Source organism: Leucobacter denitrificans (assembly GCF_014396385.1).
Classification (GTDB): domain Bacteria; phylum Actinomycetota; class Actinomycetes; order Actinomycetales; family Microbacteriaceae; genus Leucobacter; species Leucobacter denitrificans.
Window position 1 is genome coordinate 1,270,510 of the sequence record NZ_CP060716.1, and the last position, 22,765, is coordinate 1,293,274.

General features: G+C 63.3%; 17 protein-coding genes. 4 read left to right on the top strand and 13 right to left on the bottom strand.

The features are described 5' to 3' along the window. Positions 1–165: 165 nt before the first annotated feature. From H9L06_RS06115 to H9L06_RS06130, 4 genes are all read right to left on the bottom strand, one after another. Positions 166–822: a TrmH family RNA methyltransferase gene (locus H9L06_RS06115; protein ID WP_223165236.1), complete on the bottom strand. Its 657-nt coding sequence runs from the start codon at positions 820–822 to the stop codon at positions 166–168. 75 nt (positions 823–897) lie between these two features. Beyond that, positions 898–1,461: an excalibur calcium-binding domain-containing protein gene (locus tag H9L06_RS11960; RefSeq protein WP_187554377.1), complete on the bottom strand. Its 564-nt coding sequence runs from the start codon at positions 1,459–1,461 to the stop codon at positions 898–900. A gap of 262 nt (positions 1,462–1,723) precedes the next feature. Beyond that, positions 1,724–2,677 carry an aldo/keto reductase gene (locus tag H9L06_RS06125; protein WP_187554378.1) on the bottom strand — a complete coding sequence of 318 codons (954 nt, stop codon included), beginning with the start codon at positions 2,675–2,677 and terminating at the stop codon, positions 1,724–1,726. Between the two features lie 16 nt (positions 2,678–2,693). Continuing rightward, positions 2,694–3,596, bottom strand: coding sequence for a glycerophosphodiester phosphodiesterase (locus tag H9L06_RS06130; protein WP_246454275.1), 903 nt, complete (start codon positions 3,594–3,596; stop codon positions 2,694–2,696). Positions 3,597–3,731: 135 nt separating this feature from the next. Here H9L06_RS06130 and H9L06_RS06135 point away from each other — a divergent pair, with 135 nt between their 5' ends. Then, a complete protein-coding gene (locus H9L06_RS06135) occupies positions 3,732–4,565 on the top strand; it encodes a siderophore-interacting protein (RefSeq protein ID WP_187554379.1) in 834 nt (277 codons plus the stop codon). Positions 4,566–4,680: 115 nt separating this feature from the next. Here the strand turns inward: H9L06_RS06135 and H9L06_RS06140 are convergent, their stop codons facing one another. From H9L06_RS06140 to H9L06_RS06165, 6 genes are all read right to left on the bottom strand, one after another. Then, positions 4,681–6,249, bottom strand: coding sequence for a carbohydrate-binding domain-containing protein (locus tag H9L06_RS06140; protein ID WP_187554380.1), 1,569 nt, complete (start codon positions 6,247–6,249; stop codon positions 4,681–4,683). Continuing rightward, positions 6,246–7,049 (bottom strand): polyphosphate polymerase domain-containing protein, encoded by an 804-nt coding sequence (locus H9L06_RS06145; RefSeq protein ID WP_187554381.1) that lies wholly within the window; start codon positions 7,047–7,049, stop codon positions 6,246–6,248. Before H9L06_RS06145 ends, H9L06_RS06140 begins: the two co-directional genes overlap by 4 nt. Next, positions 7,046–7,738: a DUF4956 domain-containing protein gene (locus tag H9L06_RS06150; RefSeq protein ID WP_187554382.1), complete on the bottom strand. Its 693-nt coding sequence runs from the start codon at positions 7,736–7,738 to the stop codon at positions 7,046–7,048. Before H9L06_RS06150 ends, H9L06_RS06145 begins: the two co-directional genes overlap by 4 nt. Positions 7,739–7,912: 174 nt before the next feature. Further along, entirely contained in the window at positions 7,913–8,608 is a 696-nt protein-coding gene (locus H9L06_RS06155; protein ID WP_187554383.1) for a phosphoribosyltransferase, read from the bottom strand. Between the two features lie 33 nt (positions 8,609–8,641). After that, positions 8,642–10,888, bottom strand: a complete 2,247-nt coding sequence (locus H9L06_RS06160; RefSeq protein WP_187554384.1) for an ATP-dependent Clp protease ATP-binding subunit — start codon at positions 10,886–10,888, stop codon at positions 8,642–8,644. A gap of 105 nt (positions 10,889–10,993) precedes the next feature. Beyond that, positions 10,994–15,817 carry an NAD-glutamate dehydrogenase gene (locus tag H9L06_RS06165; RefSeq protein WP_187554385.1) on the bottom strand — a complete coding sequence of 1,608 codons (4,824 nt, stop codon included), beginning with the start codon at positions 15,815–15,817 and terminating at the stop codon, positions 10,994–10,996. A 372-nt stretch (positions 15,818–16,189) separates the two neighbouring features. Here H9L06_RS06165 and H9L06_RS06170 point away from each other — a divergent pair, with 372 nt between their 5' ends. Next, a complete protein-coding gene (locus H9L06_RS06170; RefSeq protein ID WP_187554386.1) occupies positions 16,190–17,152 on the top strand; it encodes a hypothetical protein in 963 nt (320 codons plus the stop codon). Between the two features lie 126 nt (positions 17,153–17,278). Here the strand turns inward: H9L06_RS06170 and H9L06_RS06175 are convergent, their stop codons facing one another. Continuing rightward, complete coding sequence (locus H9L06_RS06175; RefSeq protein ID WP_343069232.1) at positions 17,279–18,958, bottom strand: amidohydrolase; 1,680 nt, start codon at positions 18,956–18,958, stop codon at positions 17,279–17,281. An 11-nt stretch (positions 18,959–18,969) separates the two neighbouring features. Continuing rightward, entirely contained in the window at positions 18,970–20,211 is a 1,242-nt protein-coding gene (locus H9L06_RS06180; RefSeq protein ID WP_246454276.1) for an MFS transporter, read from the bottom strand. A 119-nt stretch (positions 20,212–20,330) separates the two neighbouring features. Here H9L06_RS06180 and H9L06_RS06185 point away from each other — a divergent pair, with 119 nt between their 5' ends. Further along, entirely contained in the window at positions 20,331–20,951 is a 621-nt protein-coding gene (locus H9L06_RS06185) for a TetR/AcrR family transcriptional regulator (RefSeq protein ID WP_187554388.1), read from the top strand. Positions 20,952–21,009: 58 nt separating this feature from the next. Here H9L06_RS06185 and H9L06_RS06190 read toward each other — a convergent pair whose 3' ends face one another. Then, complete coding sequence (locus tag H9L06_RS06190) at positions 21,010–21,666, bottom strand: TetR/AcrR family transcriptional regulator (RefSeq protein ID WP_246454277.1); 657 nt, start codon at positions 21,664–21,666, stop codon at positions 21,010–21,012. 59 nt (positions 21,667–21,725) lie between these two features. On the opposite strand from H9L06_RS06190, the gene H9L06_RS06195 reads away from it, so the two are divergent. Further along, entirely contained in the window at positions 21,726–22,754 is a 1,029-nt protein-coding gene (locus H9L06_RS06195) for an agmatine deiminase family protein (RefSeq protein WP_187554389.1), read from the top strand. Positions 22,755–22,765: the final 11 nt, after the last annotated feature.

Consider the following 22,765-nt stretch of genomic DNA (forward strand, 5'->3'; position numbering starts at 1 on the left):
TCGAGTGTACGAGCAGGCGCGTGTGTTACCTCGTTGACGTCGTCCGAATCTCAATGCTCCAGGTCACCACACACTGGGATGATGCCAGCTAGGACATTCCGAGATGAAGTTCGTACAGCATCCCCGTGCTACTCCCCAATACCCGTTGCGCAAAGGTACTGCGAATCAGTTGAGCGAGCGGGGTGCGAGCGGGGAGTTCTGGGTCACCCACGAGTACATGGCCACCGCGGCAGCGGCTGAGGCGTTGATCGATCTCGTGGATCCATACTGCGTGATCTCAACCACCGCTTCGGCGGCGGCGATCGCCTCGTCAGAGAGACCCGGCCCCTCTTGACCGAACAGCATGATGCAGCGCTCGGGCCACTCGAACGATTCCATGGGTACACAGCCAGGCACGTTGTCGATTGCGATGATCGGGAGGTTCTGGGATGCTGCCCACTCGGTGAGTGCCGCGACATCGGGGTGATACTGAACGTGCTGATAGCGGTCGGTCACCATCGCGCCGCGCTTGTTCCAACGCCTGCGCCCCACGATGTGCACGGTGTCGGTTGCGAACGCGTTCGCGCTGCGCACGATCGAGCCGATGTTCATGTCGTGCTGCCAGTTCTCGATCGCGACGTGAAACGTGTGGCGGTGTTCGTCGAGATCCGCAACGATCGCGTCCATGCGCCAGTACCGGTACCGGTCAATTACATTGCGGGTATCGCCGTGCTCGAGCAGCTCGGGGTCGTAATGCTCTTCGTCGGGCCACTCGTCGCGCCCACCCGGCCACGGTCCGACACCAGCGCTCACGCGTTGTGGATCAGTGCCCACACCACCAATACCCGCTTCCGCAGTAGCTGAACTCTCGTCCCCAATTTCATCAGTCTGGCTCACCCACCCATTCTCCCAGGTTGGTTACTCACATCCGATTCCGTCGCCGTCACGGTCGAGATGCCTACCGTAACCAGGATCTCCTGAACGAACTGGCGCAGCCCCCGCTGCTCGTGCTGCTGTACAGTTTGCAAAGTAGCTCGGAGCACTCGGTGCAGCAGGAGCAGGGGCCGGGGCGGGTGCCGGCGAAGCAAGAGGAACGGGAGCAGCCGCGCTCTCGGCCTTTGCCTTTGCAAGTTCTCCTTCGAGACGCGTGACCTCGGATTCGAGATCAGCGACCTTCGACTTTAGCTCTGAGATTTCTCCCTTATGTGCGTCATGCTTTTCGGCGAGCACCGCTCGCTCATCCTCGACTTCAGCAAGTTCGGTGGTGACAGTGAGCCTCGTCTGCTCGAGCGTGTCGACTTTCGATTCCAGAGACAGTTGAGTCTCCTGATATTCCTCGATCTCACCCTTTGAGGTTGAGGAGCCGATGCCCGAGCCGATTCCTAGCGCAAGCACCGCAGACAACACCGGTATGCCTACCGACTTCCACTTACCCCAGTTTCGCTTTTTGTCCGCCGAGTAGCCGGCCGATACTTCGCCCATTTATAACTCCCCCATTACCGCGTTCCCAAAGAGTCCGCACCAATTTCCTCAGCATACGCGAAGTTAAGACATAGGCAACATTAATGTTCAAGATGCATCGGAGGATAGGTGGGTTCCCGATGAGTGAATGGGATCAAAGCGGCCACCTCTACTCAGCGTCAGGCGAAAAAAGAGCGTCGCGCGAACAAAAATCGCGGTTTGGGTTCGCGTGGTGCTCAAACTTCGCCTGACGCGAAGTTCGGGGTGGATCGGCTAGCCGACCCTAAGCCGAGACGGCGGTGAGGGCGTCGAGCTCGGGTGCGGAGAGCTCAAGGTCGAGGGACGCGAGAAGCGCGGGGAGTTGCTCGGTGTTGCGGGCGCTCGCGATCGGTGCGCCTACAGTCGGCTGCTGCCTGAGCCACGCGAGCGACACCGACGCAACCTCTACCCCGTGCGACGCGGCGATCTCGTCAAGAGCACCGAGCACGCGGCGGCCCCGATCGTCGAGGTACTCCGATGCCAGGGCAGCGCGCGGGCTCGCACCCGGCAGCGTAGCGTCTGCGGCGTCGCGGTACTTTCCAGCGAGAAAGCCCCTCGCGAGCGCGTAGTACGGAAATACTGTGAGACCCTCAGAAGTAGCAACTTCACGCAGCCCGTTGGACTCGAAACCTCGCTCGACCAGGCTGTAGAGCGGCTGCAGCGCGACGGGCAGGTGATAGCCGCCATCCTTGGCAATCGCGAACCACTCCGCGACTCGCTCAGCGGTGTAATTTGAGACACCAATCGAGCGGATCTTCCCAGCGTCTACCAACTCCGAGAACACAGCGACAGTCTCCTCCAACGGCGTGTCAGCGTCGTCGAAGTGGGCGTAGTAGAGATCGATACGGTCGGTCTGCAGCCGATTCAGCGACGCATCAACCGCCGCACGAACATTCGAGGCAGCGAGCCCTGAGAACTGTGGGTGAGTCGACACTTTCGTTGCGAGCACCAGCTGCTCGCGCGCACCACGTGAGGCGATCCACTCACCGATAATGGTCTCTGACTCACCACCACCGTTGCCCGGCACCCAGTGCGAGTACCCATCGGCGGTGTCGACGAAGTTCGCGCCGCCAGCAACGTACCCGTCGAGAACTCCGAACGAGGCGTCGCGGTCTGCCGTCCACCCAAAGACGTTGGTGCCGAGCGCGAGCGGCGCGATGCTGAGGTCAGATGTTCCGATGCGGATCGATGCGGCCATGGGCAGGGCTCCTTCGTTAGAGATTGACCCCTCGCCAGTCTTCGAGCGCAACGGGGTTATCGGTGATGATGAGGTCGATGCCGCGATTGCGCGCCTTCGACCACTTGCTCTTGCTATTGAGCGTGTACACCATTGTGCCAATTCCTAGGGTGCGAGCCTCAGAAATGAGCCCAAAGTTACTCGAAAAGACACGGTTTCTCGCTCCGACTGCCGATGCGCCGAGCACCGAGGCGGTTTCGAGGGTCTCACGGTTCCACTCGCGCGTGAGCATGACCCGGGCGAATTCGGGCGCGAGCGCCTCAAGGCGCACCAGGTTTTCGAGTTCGAAGGATTCGAAGGCGACCCGATCCACCAAATAACGATCGTGGAGCAACTCGACCGCGTGCATCACCTGCTCATCGTTCCACTGGCCCTTGAGCTCGATGAGCGCGCGACTATTGGTCGGGGTGAGTTCGTCGAGAAATTCTTCGAGCGTCGGCACCGGTTCGCCGGCAAACTCTGGGCCGAACCACGAGCCCGCATCGAGCGCCTTGATTTCGGCGAGCGTGAGGTCGGCGACCTCGCCAGACCCGTTCGTGGTGCGGTCGACGGTTGGATCGTGCATGAGCACCGGCACACCGTCGGCCGTGAGATGCAGATCTGCTTCAACAAAATCGACGCCACGGTCGAATGAGATGCGCATTGCGACGAGCGTGTTCTCTGGGGCATCGGAGGCCGCGCCGCGGTGCGCGATAATTCCGAAACCTTCGTCACGGCTCAGAGCGCCGTGCAACTGGAGGGTACTGGCGTTCGCGGCGTACGGATTCGAGCCGAGCGATGCGACCAACATGAGCACGAGAAAGGCAGCAAAGAGCGCCATACGTGTTCCCGCTGACTGGGCGCGGGTAAGTACCGCGCTCAGGGAGTAGGTGTGGCGCATCCTCGGTCTCCTTGCTCCGCGCCCCGTCGCGCGGTGACCCAAGCATAGCGAATTTCGTTACCGTTCTGTGATATTTGTTTTTGGGGTCGGTTTTCGTGCTCCACGCGTACCCTGAAGAGAAGGAAAGTGGGAGCAATGAGCGATTCAGTGAAGCACCCGCCACAGGTGCGATACCTCACCGTCGTGCGCACCGCGCGCATCACGCCATCAATTGCTCGCGTCACGCTCGTCGGCGACGACCTCACTGGGTTTAATGCGCCCGGGTTCGACGATCACGTCAAGATTTATTTGCCCGATTCGCACGGTGAGATCTCGGCCCCGGCACTCGTCGGTGGATCGCTGAAGCACACTGGCAAGAAAACCTCTGCCACACGCGACTACACAGTGCGGGCGTTTCGAGACGCCGTCGGCGATCGGCCCGCAGAGCTCGACATCGACTTTGTCTTGCACGGGCACGGTCGCGAGGGTGAGGGCGCTAGCGACGGTGCTGGTGGTGGTGGTGACGCCGCGGGACCCGCGTCGGAGTGGGCGGCTGATGCTGGTCTTGGCGATCCACTGGTCATCACCGGGCCGAAGCGGTCAGAACTCGCGCCCACGTGGGCGAAGTCTGCGGTGATTATCGCTGACGAGACCGGTTTTCCCGCGGCCGCCCGCCTCATTGTGGATCTCGGGGATGTTCCGATCGTGTGCCTCTTCGCCGCTTCAACTGAGTGCGTCGACGCGTACTTCGCCGAAGTGCCTGGGCGCGAGCGCCTCGATCTTCGGGTGGTGAAGTACCCGGAGGCCGCGGACGAGCACGAAGCCGCGCTTCGAAACCTGAGCATCGATGCCGAAACTTTCGTGTTTGCCGCGGGCGAGAAGCACTTGCTTGCCCCGCTGAGGCGCTACCTCAAGAAGCAGCTCGAACTGCCAAAGCAGCAGCTCTCGATGCACGGGTACTGGAAGCGAAGCAGCAAGCACCACACCTAAGCCCACCACCCCACCCATCAACAAAATCGGACCAAGAAACTCAGTTCGAATTGCGGAAAAAGTCGGACTTTCTTGGACCGATTTTGAAGGATGGGGGCGAGGTGTCGAAGTGGATCTAGGAGGTTGGGGGCTCCATTCCCTCTGGGGGCTTCATTCCCTCCGGCATCTCCCCTGAGTTGAAGCCACCAAGCGCACCTGGAGCAGCAGCACCATCCCCGGGCCCGTGGCCGGCACCACCGGGCGCACCGCCAACTCCACCGGGCCCACCCATGGATTCTGCGCCCTCACCAGCGACTGCTGCACCAACCTCGACACCGTCGACGTTCACGGCGTAGGTCGATCCATGTTCAATATCGGCGGCCGAATACGTTACCGAGCTCGCCTGTTTGCGCGAGGTGAAGGTCGCCACCACCGCACCAGACTCGTCGACTATCTCGGCCTCTTGACCCGCCCCGAGCGACGCGCTCACGAGCACCCAGCCCTGGCCGTCATCACCGAGGCCGACCTCCATGCCTCCAGCGCTCAGCGAACGTACCGTGCCGCCGGTGACTGAGATGGCACCGTTCGCATCGATACCACCATTGCCGGCACGGGTCGGGCCGTACACCACGGTGTCACCGCCCGAGATCGAGAGCGATCCGTTCGAGTCGATCCCGTCGCCCTCAGCATCGACGGTCACCGATCCACCAGAAATTTCAAGGCGCTCACCCGTGTCGGCCATGCCACCACCGGCCATGCCACCACCCGGCCCCACTGCAGATTCTGCTGCAGGCTCGGCTGCACCCGAGTCGGCTGCTCCGAGCTCTGTTGCCCCCGACGCGTTAATGCCGTCATCTGAGGCGGTGAGGTCGATCGTGCCACCTGAGATGCCGATGTACGCGGCCTCCATCGCCTCTGTCGACTCTGTTACGGTGACCTGCCCGTCGCCGACCGAGAGGATCACCTCTCCCTTCACACCGTCGTCGGCGGCCGACACGGCGAGCGATCCACCCGCGATGATGGTGTCGGTCTGCGCCTGCACCCCATCGTCACCCGCTGCGATGTCGATCGATCCGCCCGAGATATACACATAGCCTTGGGTTTCGTCGTCTTCTTGGTCGCTCTTCAAGCCGTCACCAGCGGTAGCATCGAGCACGACTGAACCGCCCTCCACGACGAGCGAATCCTTGCCGCGCAGTGCATCGTCGGCGGCACTGACGGCCACATTGCCTGAGAGAATCACAAGGTCATCCTTGCTCGTGATTCCGTCGTTGCCGTTCGCCTGAACGGCGAGAGACCCTGAACCAGAGATCGTGAGGTCCTGCTCCGAGTAGATCGCTGCGTTCGCCTCGGCATCCTCGGCGTACGATGAGGCGTCAGACACTAAGTTCTCACTGCCTTCAGCCAGGTGGATCGCCACATCGTCAGCCCCCCGCACCTCGATCGCGGGGCCATCGGGGTTGTCGATGTGCGCGCTATCCAAGACGAGCACGACGAGTGCGTCCTCCGCAGCCTCGACGAGCACTTGACCCTGGAGCGATCCGCTCAACTGGTATACGCCAGCTTCGCTGATCGTGACGGGAGACGACGCGGCAGACAGATCGATAGCTGTTGCATCAACCGCTGACCACTCATCCTCGTTCACGGTCGTGTAGTCGGCATTGTCAGCGAGCGCAGGCGGGGTGAATAGGAGCGATCGTTTCATGAGTGAATCCTTGGGTGTAGTGGTGCGTTGTGCGAGAACGGGCCGCGCAGCACGCGCGCCCACTTGTTGCTCGGTAGTTCTGGGTGCAGCGCCGCCGTTCCTGTGCCGAACTTGCTGATTCCACTCGGTCTGTGGCCGAGGCGCCAGAGGGTGCGGTCGATCTCGCTGGGGCCTCCGAGCGACTTCGATTCGATGATCGCGTGATCGGTCATGCTCAGGGTGCGTGCTGCTCCGTCGTGCCGCCACGAGGGGCTCACCCAGGCGAGGTGGGTATCGATCGTCGCGCGGCTGCCGCCACGTATGAGCAGGGTGGATCGCGTATAGGTGCTCCGCAACGCAGGATGCAACCGATCCACAACTGCGGGATCGACTCCTTGCTCCGCGAGGGTTGCCCGCACGAACCCCGCCGCTTCGGGCGTGAGCTCACCGCGCGCCTGAGGGTCGATCGGCATGCGCCGCTTCACCGTCGTTCCGCGCCCACCCTTAGTCTTGACCTCGACAAACGATTCGCCCGTGTCGCAGTAGTGCCTCGTGCGGATCTTAAAACGCCGCCTACGCCGCTGAGCGGTGAGCCGAAAACTTAGACGGTCGAATGTGTCGAAATAGAGAGAGTCATACGAGAGGCGTCGCGTTCGATCAATCTCAAGCACTCTGGTGCCCGAGTCGAGCCCATCAATCAGCGTTAGCGCGGTGTGGATCGGCACCAAGTACTTGCGGTCCACCCTCGTGAGCAGTGCGGCTTCGCTGGCGAGCTCATCGAGCCCTACCGGGGCGAACCTCGCGAATGATACGTCGATCATCGGGGGCCGCCAGAGGAGTGGTGCGACGCCGATACTGAGCGAAAGATCTGTTGCTCAGCGTGCGGTTGGTGGGGTGCGGCTGGTGTCGCTGGCTGAGCTGCCGGGGCCCGCGACTTCAGCGAGGCTGCTCCCGAAGTGACGGTCGGCACGCGGTAGCGCACGTCGACGAGCGTGAGGTCGTTCACGTAGTCCGTGCTCTGCACAGTGAGCGAGGTGACGGTCGCCCCGAGCTTGCGCTCGAGCTCGGTCTTCAGCTCATCCTCATTGGCAATCGCGCGATCGAGGCGGATCACCTGTTGCCTGCTACGGGAGAGGAGCGATGGGTGATCCGCCGCCCACATCACCACGAGAATAACGAAGATGAGCACGCTCGGAACGATGACGCTCGACTGCGCCAGGCCGCCGATGAGGCCCATCGCGAGGGCCGCGAAATAGTAGGCGACTTCGCGCTGCGAGATCTCCGAGGATCGAAGCCTGATGATCGAGAGTACACCGAACAGCCCGAGCCCCAGCCCGATCGCGACCTCGGCAGTGCCGAGCACCGACGCGACAGCGAGCACGCCGACATTCACGCCGAGAAACGCAACCACCAGGTCTCTTCGCCGATGCCTTGGGTAGTAGATACCGAACACGAGCACGAGGGCAGCGACGATATCGACGGTGATGAGTATGAGGGCGTTGACGGACAAAGGTTCTCCTGAAATCAGCGCGCGTGTTGCGCGGTGATCCCATCCCACCGAAAATGCCTATGCGAGACCTATGATTTCACCCCAAGTAGGTTGAAAGCGGGAATATCTGCGCAGAGAAATCCGCTCTTTAGCGCCAGATTTACAGACATTTCTGCGCATATTTAGCCGAAGAAGCTACGCCTTCGCCTGCTCCAGGATCTCGAGCACCTCGGCGTCGGAGACCTGGCGGAAGTCAAGATAAGCCATGCCTACCGCGTGAAGTCTCGGCGCGATCCACGGGCACAGCACTTCGTCGACCTCCTCCAAGAATGCAGCGGGCACAGAGCCGACGATGACCGGTAGTGCGAGTATGACGCGGGCAGCGCCTGCGGCCCTGGCGGCGCGAATTGCGGCGAGCGCAGTCGCACCGGTCGCAACGCCGTCGTCGACGAGGAGCACTGTGCGGTCGGCGAGGTCGAGGTCTGACCGACCGCGCCTGTAGTCTGCTCGTCTTCGCCGAAGTTCGGCGACCTCGGCGGCTTCGATCTGTTCGGCTTCCTTCGCGTCTGCACCCCATTGCCGAACGGCTTCGGCGAGCTCCGGGTTTTCGACGCGCACGATCGTCTCGCCCACCGCTGCAACCGCACCCATCGCGACCTCTGGCTGCCCAGGCATGCCGAGCTTTCGCACAATGAGCACATTGAGCGGCACGCCGAGGGCGGCGGCGACCGGTTCTGCAACGGGCACGCCGCCGCGAGGCAGCGCAAGCACAATTGGTGGATCGTCGCCTTCGGCTCCCTGCGCCGCGAGAGCCTCGGCAACCACACCGGCGAGCACGGCCCCGGCGGCACTGCGATCCGCATACGGTCGAGAGTCGCCACCGTTTTCCATCACGTACTCCAATCCCGGGCGCCGATATGGCAGCTACTCCTCGACGATCTCCCCTTCAATGACCTCGTCCGAGCCGTCGATCCCATTGGTTGTCCCTGCGGTAGGGATCCCCCCGGGCCGTGTCGCATCGAGCGCGAGCTCGTCGCCGCTCGTCGCCACGTCGACGCGCACCATGTCTCCATCGTGCGCCTCGCCACCGAGGATCGCGCGGGCAAGCCGGTCATCGATCTCACGCTGCATGAGTCGGCGCAGCGGACGAGCGCCGTAGATCGGGTCATACCCGCGCTCGGCCAACCAGCTGCGTGCGGCGGGCGTGACCGCAAGGGTGAGCCTGCGTTCGGAAAGACGCTGCTGCATGCGGTCGATCGACAACTCAACGATCTGGCCTAGATCCTCTTGCGAGAGCGAGTGGAAAATCACCATCTCATCGAGACGGTTCACAAACTCGGGCTTGAACGCGCGACGCACAGTCTCGCGCACTGCCTCTTCCTTTTCAGACCACGCCATGTCGGGATCGATGAGGTACTGCGACCCGAGGTTCGAGGTAAGAATGAGGATTGTATTGCGGAAGTCAACCGTGCGCCCCTGACCGTCGGTGAGGCGACCGTCATCGAGCACCTGCAGCAGCACGTCGAAGACCTCGGGGTGCGCCTTCTCAACCTCGTCGAGCAGCACGACCGAGTACGGCCTGCGGCGCACAGCTTCGGTGAGTTGGCCGCCCTGTTCGTAGCCGACATACCCGGGAGGGGCCCCGACGAGGCGAGACACCGAGTGTTTCTCGCCGTACTCCGACATGTCGATGCGAACCATGGCGTGTTCATCGTCAAAGAGGAACTCGGCGAGAGCCTTGGCGAGCTCGGTCTTGCCGACACCAGTTGGCCCGAGGAAGAGGAACGAGCCGGTGGGTCGGTTCGGATCCGCAATGCCTGCTCGGGTGCGCCGAACCGCGTCGGCCACCGCGCGCGCAGCCTCCTGCTGCCCCACAACGCGCTTCGCGAGCTCGTGCTCGAGCGCGAGCAGCTTCTCGGTCTCGCCCTGGAGCAGGCGACCGACTGGAATCCCTGTCCACGCGGCGACAACATTTGCGATGTCTTCGTCGGTGACCTGGTCGTTCACCATGCGGGGTTCGCCGTCGGCCGTAGTGCCCTCGCTCTCCGCACGCTCTGCCTCTGCTATCTCGCGCTCGATGTCGGGAATCTCCCCGTAGAGAATCCGTGAGGCGCGCTCGAGGTTTCCCTCGCGCTGGGCAATCTCAGCCTCCATGCGCTTGCTATCGCGCTGTTCGCGAAGCTCACCGAGTCGGTTGAGTGACGTGCGCTCGCGTTCCCACCGCGCCTCGAGCACGGCAAGCTCAGCCTCACGGGTCGAAAGATCCTCGCGCAGCTTCGCGAGCCGCTCTTTCGATGCGTCGTCTTTCTCTTTTTTCAGTGCAAGTTCTTCGAGCTTCAGCCGATCCACCGCGCGGCGCAGCTCGTCGATCTCCATTGGCGCCGAGTCGATCTCCATGCGCAGGCGCGACGCCGCTTCGTCAATGAGGTCGATCGCCTTGTCTGGCAGCTGACGCGCGGTGATGTATCGGTTTGAGAGTGACGCCGCTGCAACAAGGGCCGAGTCGGCGATCGTCACCTTGTGGTGCGCCTCGTAGCGCTCCTTGAGCCCGCGGAGAATCGCGACCGTGTCTTCGACCGACGGCTGCCCCACGTACACTTGCTGAAAGCGCCGTTCAAGTGCCGCGTCTTTCTCGATGTACTCACGGTACTCGTCGAGCGTTGTCGCACCGATGAGGCGCAGCTCGCCACGCGCGAGCATCGGCTTGAGCATCTGCGATGCGGCCACCGAGGACTCGCCGCCGCCAGCACCCATGAGGGTGTGCAACTCATCGATGAACGTGATGATCTGCCCGTCGGAGTCTTTGATCTCCTGCAGCACCGCCTTCATGCGCTCCTCGAACTCGCCACGATATTTGGCACCCGCGATGAGCGCTGAAATGTCGAGCGAGATGAGCTCTTTGTCTTTGAGCGACTCGGCGACATCGCCCGCGACGATACGCTGGGCGAGCCCCTCGACGACGGCTGTCTTACCGACGCCAGGCTCACCGATGAGCACTGGGTTGTTCTTCGTGCGCCGGGTGAGCACCTGGCTCACACGGCGGATCTCGCTGTCGCGCCCGATCACCGGGTCGAGCTTGCCCGAGCGCGCGACCTCGGTGAGGTTCACGCCGAACTGTTCAAGCGCGCTTTGCTCGCCGCCCTCTGGGGCGGGCTGCCAATTTGCCTGCATGGTGTTCCTCTCATGGTCCGTAGGTGTTGTGTGGATCGGCTCACGCACCGAAATCACAAACTTGAGTGCAGTTGACTCAAGTTTATAAAACTTTGTCGACGGCCGCTACTGCCGCATGCTGGGAGATTGGCGCACGAGCGAGCGAAGCCTGCGAAGCGCGACCGATAGCGTTGCGAGCCCCGTTTCCTCACCTGCACCCGCAGCGGCCGCAGCCTCGTCGAGCGCACGCGCTGCAGCCGGTCCGCCACCCGCGATCCATGCGTCGACGCGGGCCACTGGATCCACAACCGCCGCATCGCCACCCGCCGTGCGCTCGATGGCCGACGCGGTGAGCTCGCTCATCACCGCGTAGAGGTCGTCGCGCATCGCAGCCCTCGCGAGTGAACCCCACCGGTCGTCTTGCGGCAGCACCGTCACGCGGGCAAGCAACTCGTCGATGTGCACGCGCGACGATGTAGCGAAGTAGACGCCCGCGACCTCGTCAATGCTCCACCCACGAACCCGCGACTGCTCGATGATATCGAGCAGAGCGAGTGAGTCGAGCAGCCCAGCCCCTCGCTGTGCAAGCTCTTCGGGAACACCGGCCTCCACGAACTCCGCTTTCTCGGCGTCGAAGCGCTCTCGCTCTACACCCTGCTGCAGCGACCCGAGTTGCGGCGCGAGCTGCGACACCGAGTCTGCAAACAACTCGACCTCAGCACCGATGTCAATGGATTCTGATCGGTGCTGCACAAACCACCGGGTTGCGCGATCGAGCAGCCGCCTGAACGTGAGGTACAGCTTCGTCTGCACCTCGGTCGACACGACATTGTCTGTCGCCTCGACCTGCTCGACGAAGCCGCGCAGGTCGAAGATCTCTCGCGCGGCCACGTAGGCGAGGGCGATCTGCTCGCTCGTCGCACCGGTCTCGTCGGCGGCACGGTAGGCGAAGGTGATCCCTCCGCGATTCACCATCGAGTTGACGACCGAGTTGACGATGATCTCGCTGCGCAACGGGTGCGCGGCGAGATCATCACCGTACACCTCACGAATCTGCGCGGGAAAATACTCCGCCATCGTGCGCTCGAACCAGGGGTCTGCGGCGAGCGCGGTCGACGCGAGATCCGCCTTCAACGCGAGCTTCGCATAGGCGATGAGCACGGCGAACTCGGGCCGTGTCAGACCACGACCGGCCGCAATGCGCTCGTTAACCTCGGTGACGCTCGGCAGGCCTTCGAGTTCGCGGTCGAGCTCGTCTCGCCCTTCGAGCCACTCGATGAGCCGCTCGTGTGAGGGCAGCATCTCTGCGGCGTTGGCCCGAGAGTTGCCGAGGAGCACGTTTTGCTCGTAGTTGTCGCGCAGCACCTGCACGCCGACGTCGTCGGTCATCGAATGCAGCAGCTCGTTGCGGGCATCGCGGGTCAGGCGTCTGTCGCGCTCCACAGCACCGAGCAGAATCTTGATGTTCACCTCGCGGTCTGAGGTGCCAACCCCCGCGGAGTTGTCGATCGCATCAGTGTTGATCCGCACCCCGTGCATCGCCGCCTCAATGCGACCGTGCTGGCTGACACCGAGGTTGCCGCCCTCGCCAACGACCCGCAGCCTCAGCTCGTTACCGTTAACTCGCACCGCGTCGTTTCCGCGGTCTCCGATCTCGGCGTTGGTTTCGCTGCTTGCCTTGATGTAGGTACCGATCGCACCGTTCCAGAGCAGGTCGACCGGCGCAAGCAGCACCGCGCGTTTCAGCTCAGCAGGTGTGAGCGAGTCGACACTCGGTTCGAGTCCCAAAGCGTCCCGCATCTCGTCGCTGATCTTGACTGATTTAGCCGTGAGCGGGAACACCCCACCTCCTGCCGAGATGAGCGACTCGTCGAAGTCGCCCCATGAAGACCCCGGGGTGTTGAACAGGCGTTGCCGTTCGACAAAGGTAGACGCCGCGTCGGGCGTTGGATCCACAAAGACATGCCGATGGTCAAACGCCGCAACGAGTCTGATGTGTTCAGAGCGAAGCATCCCATTCCCAAAAACGTCGCCCGACATGTCGCCAATGCCGACCACGGTAAAGTCCTCGCTCTGGGTATCGTGGCCCATCTCGCGGAAGTGCCGCTTCACCGATTCCCAGGCCCCGCGCGCCGTGATACCCATGCCCTTGTGGTCGTAGCCCGCCGATCCACCAGAGGCAAAAGCGTCGTCAAGCCAGAACCCGTACTCGGCCGAGATACCGTTCGCGATATCTGAGAACGACGCCGTGCCCTTGTCTGCCGCGACCACGAGATACGAGTCGTCGCCGTCGTGGCGCACGACGCGCTCTGGTGGCACGACCTCGCTCCCAACCCGGTTATCGGTGATGTCGAGCAGCCCCCTGATGAAGGTGCGGTATGCGGCCTTACCCCCCTCGAGCCAAGCGGGTCGATCCGCCGGATCGGGGAGCCGCTTCGCGACGAAGCCGCCCTTCGAGCCGGTCGGCACGATCACCGCGTTCTTCACCATCTGCGCCTTCACAAGCCCGAGCACCTCGGTGCGGAAGTCTTCGCGCCGATCGCTCCAGCGCAACCCACCGCGCGCGATCGCCCCGAATCGCAGGTGCACGCCCTCGACCTCGGGCGAGTACACCCAGATCTCGGCCATCGGGTGCGGTTTCGGCAAACCAGGTATCGACGCGCAGTCGAGCTTCATCGACACCCATGGCTTCGGGTCGCCGTGCTCATCGCGCTGGAAGAAGTTCGTGCGCCAGGTGGCGTCGATGATGCTGATGAAGGAGCGCAGAATGCGGTCCTGGTCGAGGCTCGCCACCTGCTCGAGTTGCTCCTTGAGTGACGCATGCGCCGCGCGGGTTTGCTCAGCGCGCTCGCCGGTCAGATCTGGATCGAAGCGCAGCTCAAACAACCGCACGATATCGGCAGCGATGGCTGGATGCGCGATGAGCGCCTGGTCAATGTATTCGACCGAGAACGCCGACCCGATCTGGCGCAGGTACATTGCAATTGCGCGGAGGATGACGATGCGCCGCCACGTGAGTCCACCGAACAACACGAGCGCGTTCAGGCTGTCGCTCTCTGCCGCCCCGGTCCACACGGCTGCGAACGCCCGCTCGAACTCAACGCCCCACTCGGGGTCATTCCAATCCTCGTGGCTTGGTGCGGTCAGCCCAAAGTCAGAGATGTAGTGTGTCTCGCCGCTCGCAAGAGTCAGCGCGTAGGGGCGCTCATCGACCACGTCGACGCCAAGGTTGGTGAGGATCGGCAGCACGCGCGTCAGCGGATACAGTTCTCGTGACGCGACGGTCAAAAAGCGCTTATTTGGCTCGTCTGGTTCGGGCGGATAGAGGTGCACCCCAAACTCGCGCTCGGCCATGAGGCCCTCGAGCAGCGCAATGTCTTCGATCGCTTCTTCCGGGGTGACATCTTCTTTGTAGGCCTCGGGAAACGCGTTGCCGTATTGCGCGAGCAGCCTGGCGGTCTCCTCTTCTCCGTGTGTCCGGTGCAGCGCGTCAACGAGCACCTCGCTCCAGCTCTGGATCGTGGCCTCGAGCTGCGCCTGCAGTTCTGCCTCAGACACGTCTGGGATTGATGACCCCTTCGGCAGGCGCACAACGAAGTGGACCTGCGCGAGCGGCGAATCACCGACGCGCGTCGTGTGATCCACCGTCTCTGCGCCGAAGACCTCGCGCAGCAACGCTTCAATTCGCAGCCTCACGACCGTGTTGTAGCGGTCACGCGGCAGGAATACGAGCGCCGAAACGAAGCGACCGAACTCGTCGCGGCGCAGGAAAATGCGGGCACGGCGGCGCTCACGGAGCCTGCCGACCTCGACTGCGACCTGCAGCAAATGCTGCGGGCTGTCTTGAAAGAGCTCGTCGCGCGGGTACTGCTCGAGAATCTGCAGCAGATCTTTGCCCGAGTGCGAATTCGACGCGAAACCCGACTCGTCGAGCACGGCCTGCACCTTCGTCGAGACGATGGGCAGCGTCATCACGCTCGCAGCATACGCGACCGACGTGAACATGCCGAGAAAGCGTCGCTCGCCGATCACCTCGCCGGCATCGTTGAACGTGCGCACGCCGACATAGTCAAGGTAGACGTCGCGATGTACCGTCGCTCGAGAGTTTGCCTTGGTCACTGTGAGCAGGCGTGGATCGCGCGCCGTGCGCGAGGCTTCTGGTCTGAGCTGCGACACCGCTGTTGTTGGTTTGCGCAAGATCCCGAGCCCAGTGTGCGGGAGCGGCCGGAGCACCTCCTCGCCCGTCTCTCCCTCAAGAAGATATTCGCGGTACCCGAGAAAGGTGAAGTTATCGTCGGCAAGCCAGTTCAAGAACTCAACCGTTGGACCGACCTCGGCCGGGTCAACCGTCGCGGGGGCATCCGCGCGAAGGTCAGTGACGATCTCAAGACACGCGCGCCGCATATGCTGCCAGTCGCCGACCGCCGCGTGCACATCAGCGAGCACGTCACCGAGCCGCTCCTCGAGAGCGATCCGCTCCTCATCGGTCGGCACCCGATCCACCTCGAGGTAGATCCACGACTCGAGGTCACCTCCGTGCGCCTCGATCTCAAGCAACTCGCCGGTGTCCGAGCGCCGCACCGACACCAAGGGGTGCATGAGTAGGTGAACGGTGAGACCCAGTCGGGCCACGGCCGCAGTAACTGAGTCGACGAGGAAAGGCGCATCGGCAGTACAGATATTCACAATCGTGCGGCGAGAGGTCCACCCGTGCTCGCGAAGGGTTGGGGTGAACGCCTTGACGAGCGTCTCGCTGGGTTCCCTGCGCTCGGCGAGCGACAGCATCGAGCGGATCGACCCCACCACGTCACGGGGTTCGCGCTCATTGAGATCTTCATCGTCGATGAGGGTGAGTAGGTGCTGCACCCCATGTCTAAATTCCGGATCGATCGTCTCAAGCTCTTCGTCAAGCGACGAATGGTTTGCGTTGGTGTCGTGTGCGCTGCTCATGAACCTCAGTCCCATCAGGCGTCCCAGCGAGTCACCGTCGACTCGTGATCCCAGCGTAGCCCCGTAGAACTATTTCATCTAGCGCCCGCCACCTCCCCCTCGGTCACCAATCACAAGCCACCAACCGAATGGCCCGCGATCCACACCCTCTGGCCAGCACGGTTGGGTTGTCAGTTTGGTGCGCGATCCACACTTTTAGCGCACCGAAGTGACAACTCAACGGCAGAGTGCCACTCAGCTAGGAAGTATCGAGCGACCCGGCGAACCCGCCCTGCCGTCCACAACGTTGAAACTAGCGATAATCGCGCAAATTATTCATATTCGGCACTTAGTGCTCGGGTTCAGAACGCCACGTTGCATCAGAATTGCCCAATGCCCATGACCCCCCGATCCCTCTCCAAGCATCTCGGCCCAGGGTTCTCGACGGCACAGGCAAGAGCAGCGGGAGTCGGCTCACGCCGTCTTGCGCGCGATGATGTTCGCCGGATCGCGCAAGGCCTCTACATTCGGCAAACCCACGATGCACAGGAACAGGGGCACCCTGCAGAGTGGTGGCGCGAGAGACAGCGCGCCCGCGCAATTGCGGTAGCTGATTCAATCGGGCCGAACCACTTCTTTGCACGCCGCACTGCCGCGGCACTCTGGGGGCTCCCGGTCCCACCGAGTAAATCCGACGTTCTCGAGGTGTGCGCGTATTACCCACATCGGTCAACGAGACGAACCGGCATCAGTTCGAGTCAGGTTCGACCACATCTTGTAAACGTGGTCGAACGAAAACATGTGCGGCTCACCGACCCGGCAACGACCTGGGCGATGCTCGCGGGCGCTCTAGATCGGGCCGATGCGATCGCGCTTGGTGATGCAGTGATCCGCCGCGTGAGAATTCCAGGCACTCAGCGACTCGAGCGACCGCCGCTCGCAACCCTGAATGATCTCGAGCAGATACTCGAGGCGGGTCGACGAGAGCACGCCGCAGTACTTCGACAATTACTGCCGCTCCTGAGCACGTCAAGTGCGTCTGCTCCCGAGAGTCATCTACGTATGAAAATGCTTGAATGGGGTCTCCCTGTGCCTGTGCTAGATCACGACGTATATGACGAACGAGGGCGTTTGCTCGGGTGCAGTGAATTCGCCTTCCCTACACAAAAGCTCGCTGTGGAGTACGAAGGTCGGCACCATCTCACGAGCTCGCATCAATGGAATCGTGACATCCAGAAGTATCGCGACTATGCCGATGCTGGGTGGGAAGTTCTGCAGGTGACCTCGGCACTGCTCTATCGACGCAGTGACGAACTCAAACGCCAACTTAGCGCGGCTCTGGCTCGCCGAAGTTGATTAGCCTCACTCAGTTGTCACTTTGGTGCCTCATTTCGGTGGATCGTGCACCAAAGTGCCAACTGAGCTCCGGGTGGGTGGAGAAGGGATACCGGCGGCAAAGGTTGCAAGTAGAGATGGTTGCAGTTACCGGCCCGTTGGCGCGGAAAGCCTAAACCCCATCCCCCGCCGAGTGACGCACCTCCCCTCAACGACGGTGAGCCGCACCTTCGTGTCGAGCAGCGCTTCGGGCGCATCAGCGAGGGGGTTTGCGTCGAGCACGACGAAGTTGGCGAGAGCCCCAGGCACCAGGGCCCCAACCTCCTCCTCCGCGCGGGTCGCCCACGCGCCTCCGTAGGTCATCGCCTCGAGAGCATCGGCGGGCGTGAACACGCGCTCGGGTGCGTAGGCCCGGCGATCCCGCTCGAGCACCGACCTCGCGGTCATCGCGATGAACAGGTTGTGTGGCGCCTCGTGCGGTGCGGTTGGCGCATCGGTTCCGAGCGCCATGTGCACGCCCGCATTCCGAAACTCGTGCCACGGAAACCCACGCTCAGCACGCTCGTCACCGAGCATCGCGAGCCAGTTATCCATGATCGCGGGGTCGCAGTGCACGGGCTGCATCGACGCGGTAATTCCAAGGCGCGCCATATTGTGGATCGTCTCGCTGGTCACCGACTCAAGGTGCTCGATGCGGGGGCGGCGGTCAGCACGCGGCCCGTTCTCTCTTTCGCAGGCCTCGACGAGTTCGAGCGCGAGCTCGCTCGCCGCGTCACCGATCGCGTGGATTGCAAGCTGCAGACCGAGCGAGTCCGCGGCAACTGCGGCAGCGATCGCGTCTTCGCGAGGCCAGATCGGCTCAGCGTTTGACCCGTTGGCGTACGGTGCACGCATGGCCGCGGTGCAGGCGTCGATGACGCCGTCGAGAATGAACTTCACTCCCGCGATGCGCAGCGTGCCGGCGGAATCCTGCCCCTCGCAGCGCGCGGCGAGGCGGTCCCTCCACTCGGCGGCGCGCTCGACCTGAGCCCGGTCGGTCCCAGGAGCCCCGCTCGGCTGCAAGATCACGTGAGCGGTCATCGCGAACGGCAGCCGCCCGTCGCGGTCGAGCATACGCTCGAAGGCAGCGAGGTCGGCCTCGTTCAACGCCATCTCGGTCGCGGTCGTCACCCCGGTTTCGATATAGGCACGAAACGCGTTCTGCAGGTACCGGTCGCGATCCGCCTCGGTTGCCGACTCTTCAATGTACGGCCACGCGTGCTGCATCGCGGCAGTCTCGAGCAGAAACCCGGTCGCCTTACCCTGAGCGTCACGGCGAATCTCCCCGCCAATCGGGTCGGGTGTCTCGTCGGTGATGCCGATCGCGTCGAGCGCCGCGCTGTTCACCCACGCGGAGTGCAGGTCGTTCGCGTCGAGTACGACGGGTACATCGACGACCGCCTCGTCGAGCATCGCGGCCGTCGGATCCGCACCAGCGAGCGCCTCAAACCGCCAGCTGATGCCGAGGATCTGGCGAGCCTCTGGGTTCGCGTCCCGAGCCGCGCGAAGCCGCGACTGAATCTCGGCCACGCTCTCGCAGTCGCGCAGTTGCACCTTTTCGACGGCCTGGCCGAGCATGAGCATGTGCGTGTGCGACTCGACGAACCCGGGTGCGACGAAGACGTTGCCGAGATCCACTATCGACGCTTCGGCACCCGCCGCGGCAGCGACCTCATCAGCCGAGCCGACCGCGAGCACACGCCCGTCGCGCACGGCGACCGCCTCAGCGAGTGGATTGCCAGCGCGCCCAGTAAATACGGTGTCGGCGCGGTAGATGGTGGTGGTCACAGCGCTGCTCATCACGATGTCGCCCCCTGACGAGCAAGTGCCTTCTCGGCTCCAATTGACACACGAGCGACCCAGACCGCAGGAACGATCGCGATGAAGCTCACAATGCCCATGAGCACGCCGAAGGTCGGAATGCCGACGGCGTCGATGATCCACGCACCGATGATCGGGGCAAAGCTCGAACCGACGAGGTACGCACCGATGAGTGGCGCCGACCAGCGACCGCGGGCGTCGAGTCCTGCGGCGGTCGCGAGGAAGAGCACGAACGCGAAACCGTAGATGGTGTTCACGACGATGATGAGCGCGGCGAGCGTGGAGGGGTCGGTGGCGAGACCGATCCACATCTTGACGGCACCGCCGAGTACGAGCGCAATAACCAGCGGAACAGCGCGACCCATGCGGTTGCCGAAGACGGTCACAATGATCATTGCGATTGCGCCGCCACCGGCCGCGGCGCTGAGCGCGAAGCCGAGGGCCGCGGGATCGAGCCCGACGTTGTCGCCGAGGACCGAGGTGAGCGTCCAGACCGCATCTTCGCTCGCGCCCCAGACTGGGAACAGCACGAGCAGCACTATGCCAGCAATGGTGATGCGGCGCGGCTCGGCGATTTTCAATGACTGGGTGACCTCGACGGGCTCGGCATAATCTGGCGCGTTGGGAAGCCAGGCAGCGAGTACCAGCCCAATGAGCGAGAGCACCGCGAGTGCACCGAACACGCTGATTTGGCTCAGGCCAATGATGGGAATGATCGCGAGCACGATCATCACGAGCACGCGGTTGACGACACCGCTCGTGGCGCTCACGCGGTTCGGGTTGCGGATCGCCGCGATCGCAGCGCCAGACGCTGCAATCGCGGTTCCAACGCCCGCCCCACCGATGATGAAGCTCGCGACAACAACCGCGGGCCCCGTCAGCATCGCGGCGACCGCGAAGCCGAGAGTCGCGACAACGAGACCAGCTGCGGCGAGCGCCCGCCGGTGCGCGCCTGCTGCGAGGCGTGCGGTGCCGAGGCCGACGACTGCCGAGGCGAGAAGTGCCCAGGTGAGGATGTTGCCCGATTCAACGATGTCGAACCCGAGTTCGCCGAGCACACTCATGATGAGCGGGGCGAGGTTCGCCATCATGAGGCCTGCGAGCGAGAGCATAAAGGTGGCGCTGCCGTTTTTCCACCCGAGGGGAACGCGCGGATCGTGCGGCGCGGGCGTGGAATTTGGCGCTGGCACGTGGCCGAGCGCGGTGGCGGGGGTCGTCATGAGGCATCCTCTCTGATGACTGCGAAACTATCTGCAGCGATTAACCGAAACAATTTCGGTTTACGAGTATGATGCACTTGAGAGATCGAATTTGTCAACATCTCGTCATCGGAGACCCTGTGGCCAGACCCAAAGCACCGCTGCTCAGCCGAGAGATTATCGCGCGCGCCGCCATCGAGCTTGTCGAAGAGGGGCACGAACTGCAGGTTGTACCGCTCGCCGAGCGCCTTGGAGTAAGCACGTCATCGCTGTATCACCACGTGGAGGGGCGGGTGGGCATCGTTCACGCAATCCGCGAAGTGCTCGGCGAGGAGTACTCGCTCACTCCCGTGCCCTCCTCTTCTTGGGAGGAGACGGTGCGCAAGTCGACCCACACGCTGTGGCGGCTTTACGGGGATCACCCGAAGGTCATGCCGCTCCTGCTCAGCGTCGTGATCACCGAGCCCACCACCGTCGACTTCTACACCCTCATCATCGACGCGCTCGACGAGGCCGGAATTCCCGAGGACGAACAGCTGAGCACCGTCGAGATGCTCGACGCCTTCGCGTTCGGCGTGGCGCTTGACGCGCTCTCACCAGACCTCATCTTCGAGCCCAGCGGTGAGCACGAGCGCCTGAATCGGCTCATCCGGAAACACCCGTCGGGCCGCGAGCGCAATGCGCTACTCTTCGAACGCGGTCTCGACGTCATCGTGCTCGGAATTCGTGAGCGCGCGAGGCTCGCGGCTCTGGGCGCGTAAAACACCAAGCACCGCGACACGGGTCAACTCGACGCAACGCCAAGCATCGCGACAGGCCTCAATCCGACGCCACGCCGAGCATGGCGTCGACCGCCCGCAGCATGAGATCCACACGGTTCTCGTCATCTTGCCAACCGACGAGTGAGTGGGCACCGACGCCGTCGATCATGCCGAGCAGCTGCCCGGCGACAGCGAGCGGATCGGCGACCCGATACACCCCCGCCGCCTCGCCAGCCTCAATGAGGTTTGCGAGTAGCGCCCGCCACGCATCCATCTGAGCGCGCACGCGTGCCGCGAGTTCTGCGTTCTCTCGGCCGAGCACCCACGACTCCACCCAGACCCGAGTGACTTCTGTACGCGAACCGTCGAGCACCGACTTGAGAAGCTCAGGGAGTGCCCGCCCAGGCTCACGAACTTGCGAGGCGAGTTCTGTCACCTCACCGAGCTCCGATCCGACGATCCGCTCAAATGTGTTGGCAACCAAGAGGTCCATGCTCTCTGCATGGTGAAGCACGAGGGTTGGCGCGATTCCGATCCGCGCCCCGACTGCGCGCATGGTCACACTAGACAGCCCCGATTCACGCGCAATGGACTCGGCTGTGGAGGCAATCTCGGCGCGCCGCTCAGCCGCCGACTTGCGGGTCGTGCGGGCTGCGGCTCTTGACGGCATGCGGATCCATTCGGTACATTTGCGAGCAATCTCACTGTTGATCACTTGATCAACAACTCTATCCAGTAGCGACTCCCACGGCTACCGACGAACGGAAGACACACATGGCCTGGCGCATGCCCTCAGAAACCGCACCCCACGAACGCACCTGGATGGCGTTCCCACGCCCCGGCTACACCCTAGGCGAATCGGCAGCCGAGCAAGAAGATGGCTACGCGGCGTGGGCCGAGACCGCAAATGCGATCGTGCAGTTCGAACCACTCACCATGGTGGTGGATCCGAGCGAGGTCGAGCGCGCAAAGCGCATGCTCGCGAGCGAGATCGAGATTCTCGAGGCACCGCTAGACGAGTTTTGGATGCGCGACTTCGGACCCACCTTCGTCGTGGACGACGAGCGGCCGGGCGTGCTCGGCGCGGTGAACTGGGTGTTCAACGGGTGGGGCGACCCCGAGTGGGCCGAGTGGGAACTCTCGGCCAAGATCGGCCGCACGGTCGCCGAGTCGGTCGGCGCTGAGGTCATCTCATCGCTGCTCGTGAATGAGGGCGGCGGGATCCACGTCGACGGCGAGGGCACCGTGCTGCTCACCGAGACCGTGCAGCTCGACCCGCGCCGCAACAAGTACGCCGATAAGGCCCGCGTCGAGGCCGAGATGGCGCGCACCATCGGCGCCTCGCACGCCGTGTGGCTGCCGCGCGGACTCACCCGCGACTACGACGAGTTCGGCACGAACGGCCACGTCGACATCGTCGCAACCATCACCTCGCCTGGCCACCTGCTGCTCCACTCACAAGAAGACCCAGCTCACCCAGACTTCGAAGTAAGCGCGCAGCTTCGCGAGTTCTTCACGGGCCAGGTCGACGCCGCGGGCCGCAAGTTCACCGTGCACGAGATTGCGGCGCCGAAGACACTCAAAGATGACGAGGGCTTCGTCGACTGGAGCTACGTGAACCACCTCGTCGTGAACGACGGCGTGATCGCCTGCGGGTTCGACGAGCCGGAGGCAGACACCCGCGCTCGCGAAATCCTCGCCGAGGTCTACCCTGGCCGCAAGGTGGTCACGGTCGACGCCCGCCCGATGTTCGCGCGCGGCGGCGGGATCCACTGCATCACCCAGCAGCAACCACGAGTCTAAGGATCTAAAGC

Excerpts from the sequence above, each read along its gene's own strand:
- H9L06_RS11960 (WP_187554377.1), bottom strand. The coding sequence starts at position 1,461 with ATGGGCGAAGTATCGGCCGGCTACTCGGCGGACAAAAAGCGAAACTGG.
- H9L06_RS06125 (WP_187554378.1), bottom strand. The coding sequence starts at position 2,677 with ATGGCCGCATCGATCCGCATCGGAACATCTGACCTCAGCATCGCGCCG.
- H9L06_RS06130 (WP_246454275.1), bottom strand. The coding sequence starts at position 3,596 with ATGCGCCACACCTACTCCCTGAGCGCGGTACTTACCCGCGCCCAGTCA.
- H9L06_RS06135 (WP_187554379.1), top strand. The coding sequence starts at position 3,732 with ATGAGCGATTCAGTGAAGCACCCGCCACAGGTGCGATACCTCACCGTC.
- H9L06_RS06140 (WP_187554380.1), bottom strand. The coding sequence starts at position 6,249 with ATGAAACGATCGCTCCTATTCACCCCGCCTGCGCTCGCTGACAATGCC.
- H9L06_RS06145 (WP_187554381.1), bottom strand. The coding sequence starts at position 7,049 with ATGATCGACGTATCATTCGCGAGGTTCGCCCCGGTAGGGCTCGATGAG.
- H9L06_RS06155 (WP_187554383.1), bottom strand. The coding sequence starts at position 8,608 with ATGGAAAACGGTGGCGACTCTCGACCGTATGCGGATCGCAGTGCCGCC.
- H9L06_RS06160 (WP_187554384.1), bottom strand. The coding sequence starts at position 10,888 with ATGCAGGCAAATTGGCAGCCCGCCCCAGAGGGCGGCGAGCAAAGCGCG.
- H9L06_RS06165 (WP_187554385.1), bottom strand. The coding sequence starts at position 15,817 with ATGAGCAGCGCACACGACACCAACGCAAACCATTCGTCGCTTGACGAA.
- H9L06_RS06170 (WP_187554386.1), top strand. The coding sequence starts at position 16,190 with ATGCCCATGACCCCCCGATCCCTCTCCAAGCATCTCGGCCCAGGGTTC.
- H9L06_RS06180 (WP_246454276.1), bottom strand. The coding sequence starts at position 20,211 with ATGACGACCCCCGCCACCGCGCTCGGCCACGTGCCAGCGCCAAATTCC.
- H9L06_RS06195 (WP_187554389.1), top strand. The coding sequence starts at position 21,726 with ATGGCCTGGCGCATGCCCTCAGAAACCGCACCCCACGAACGCACCTGG.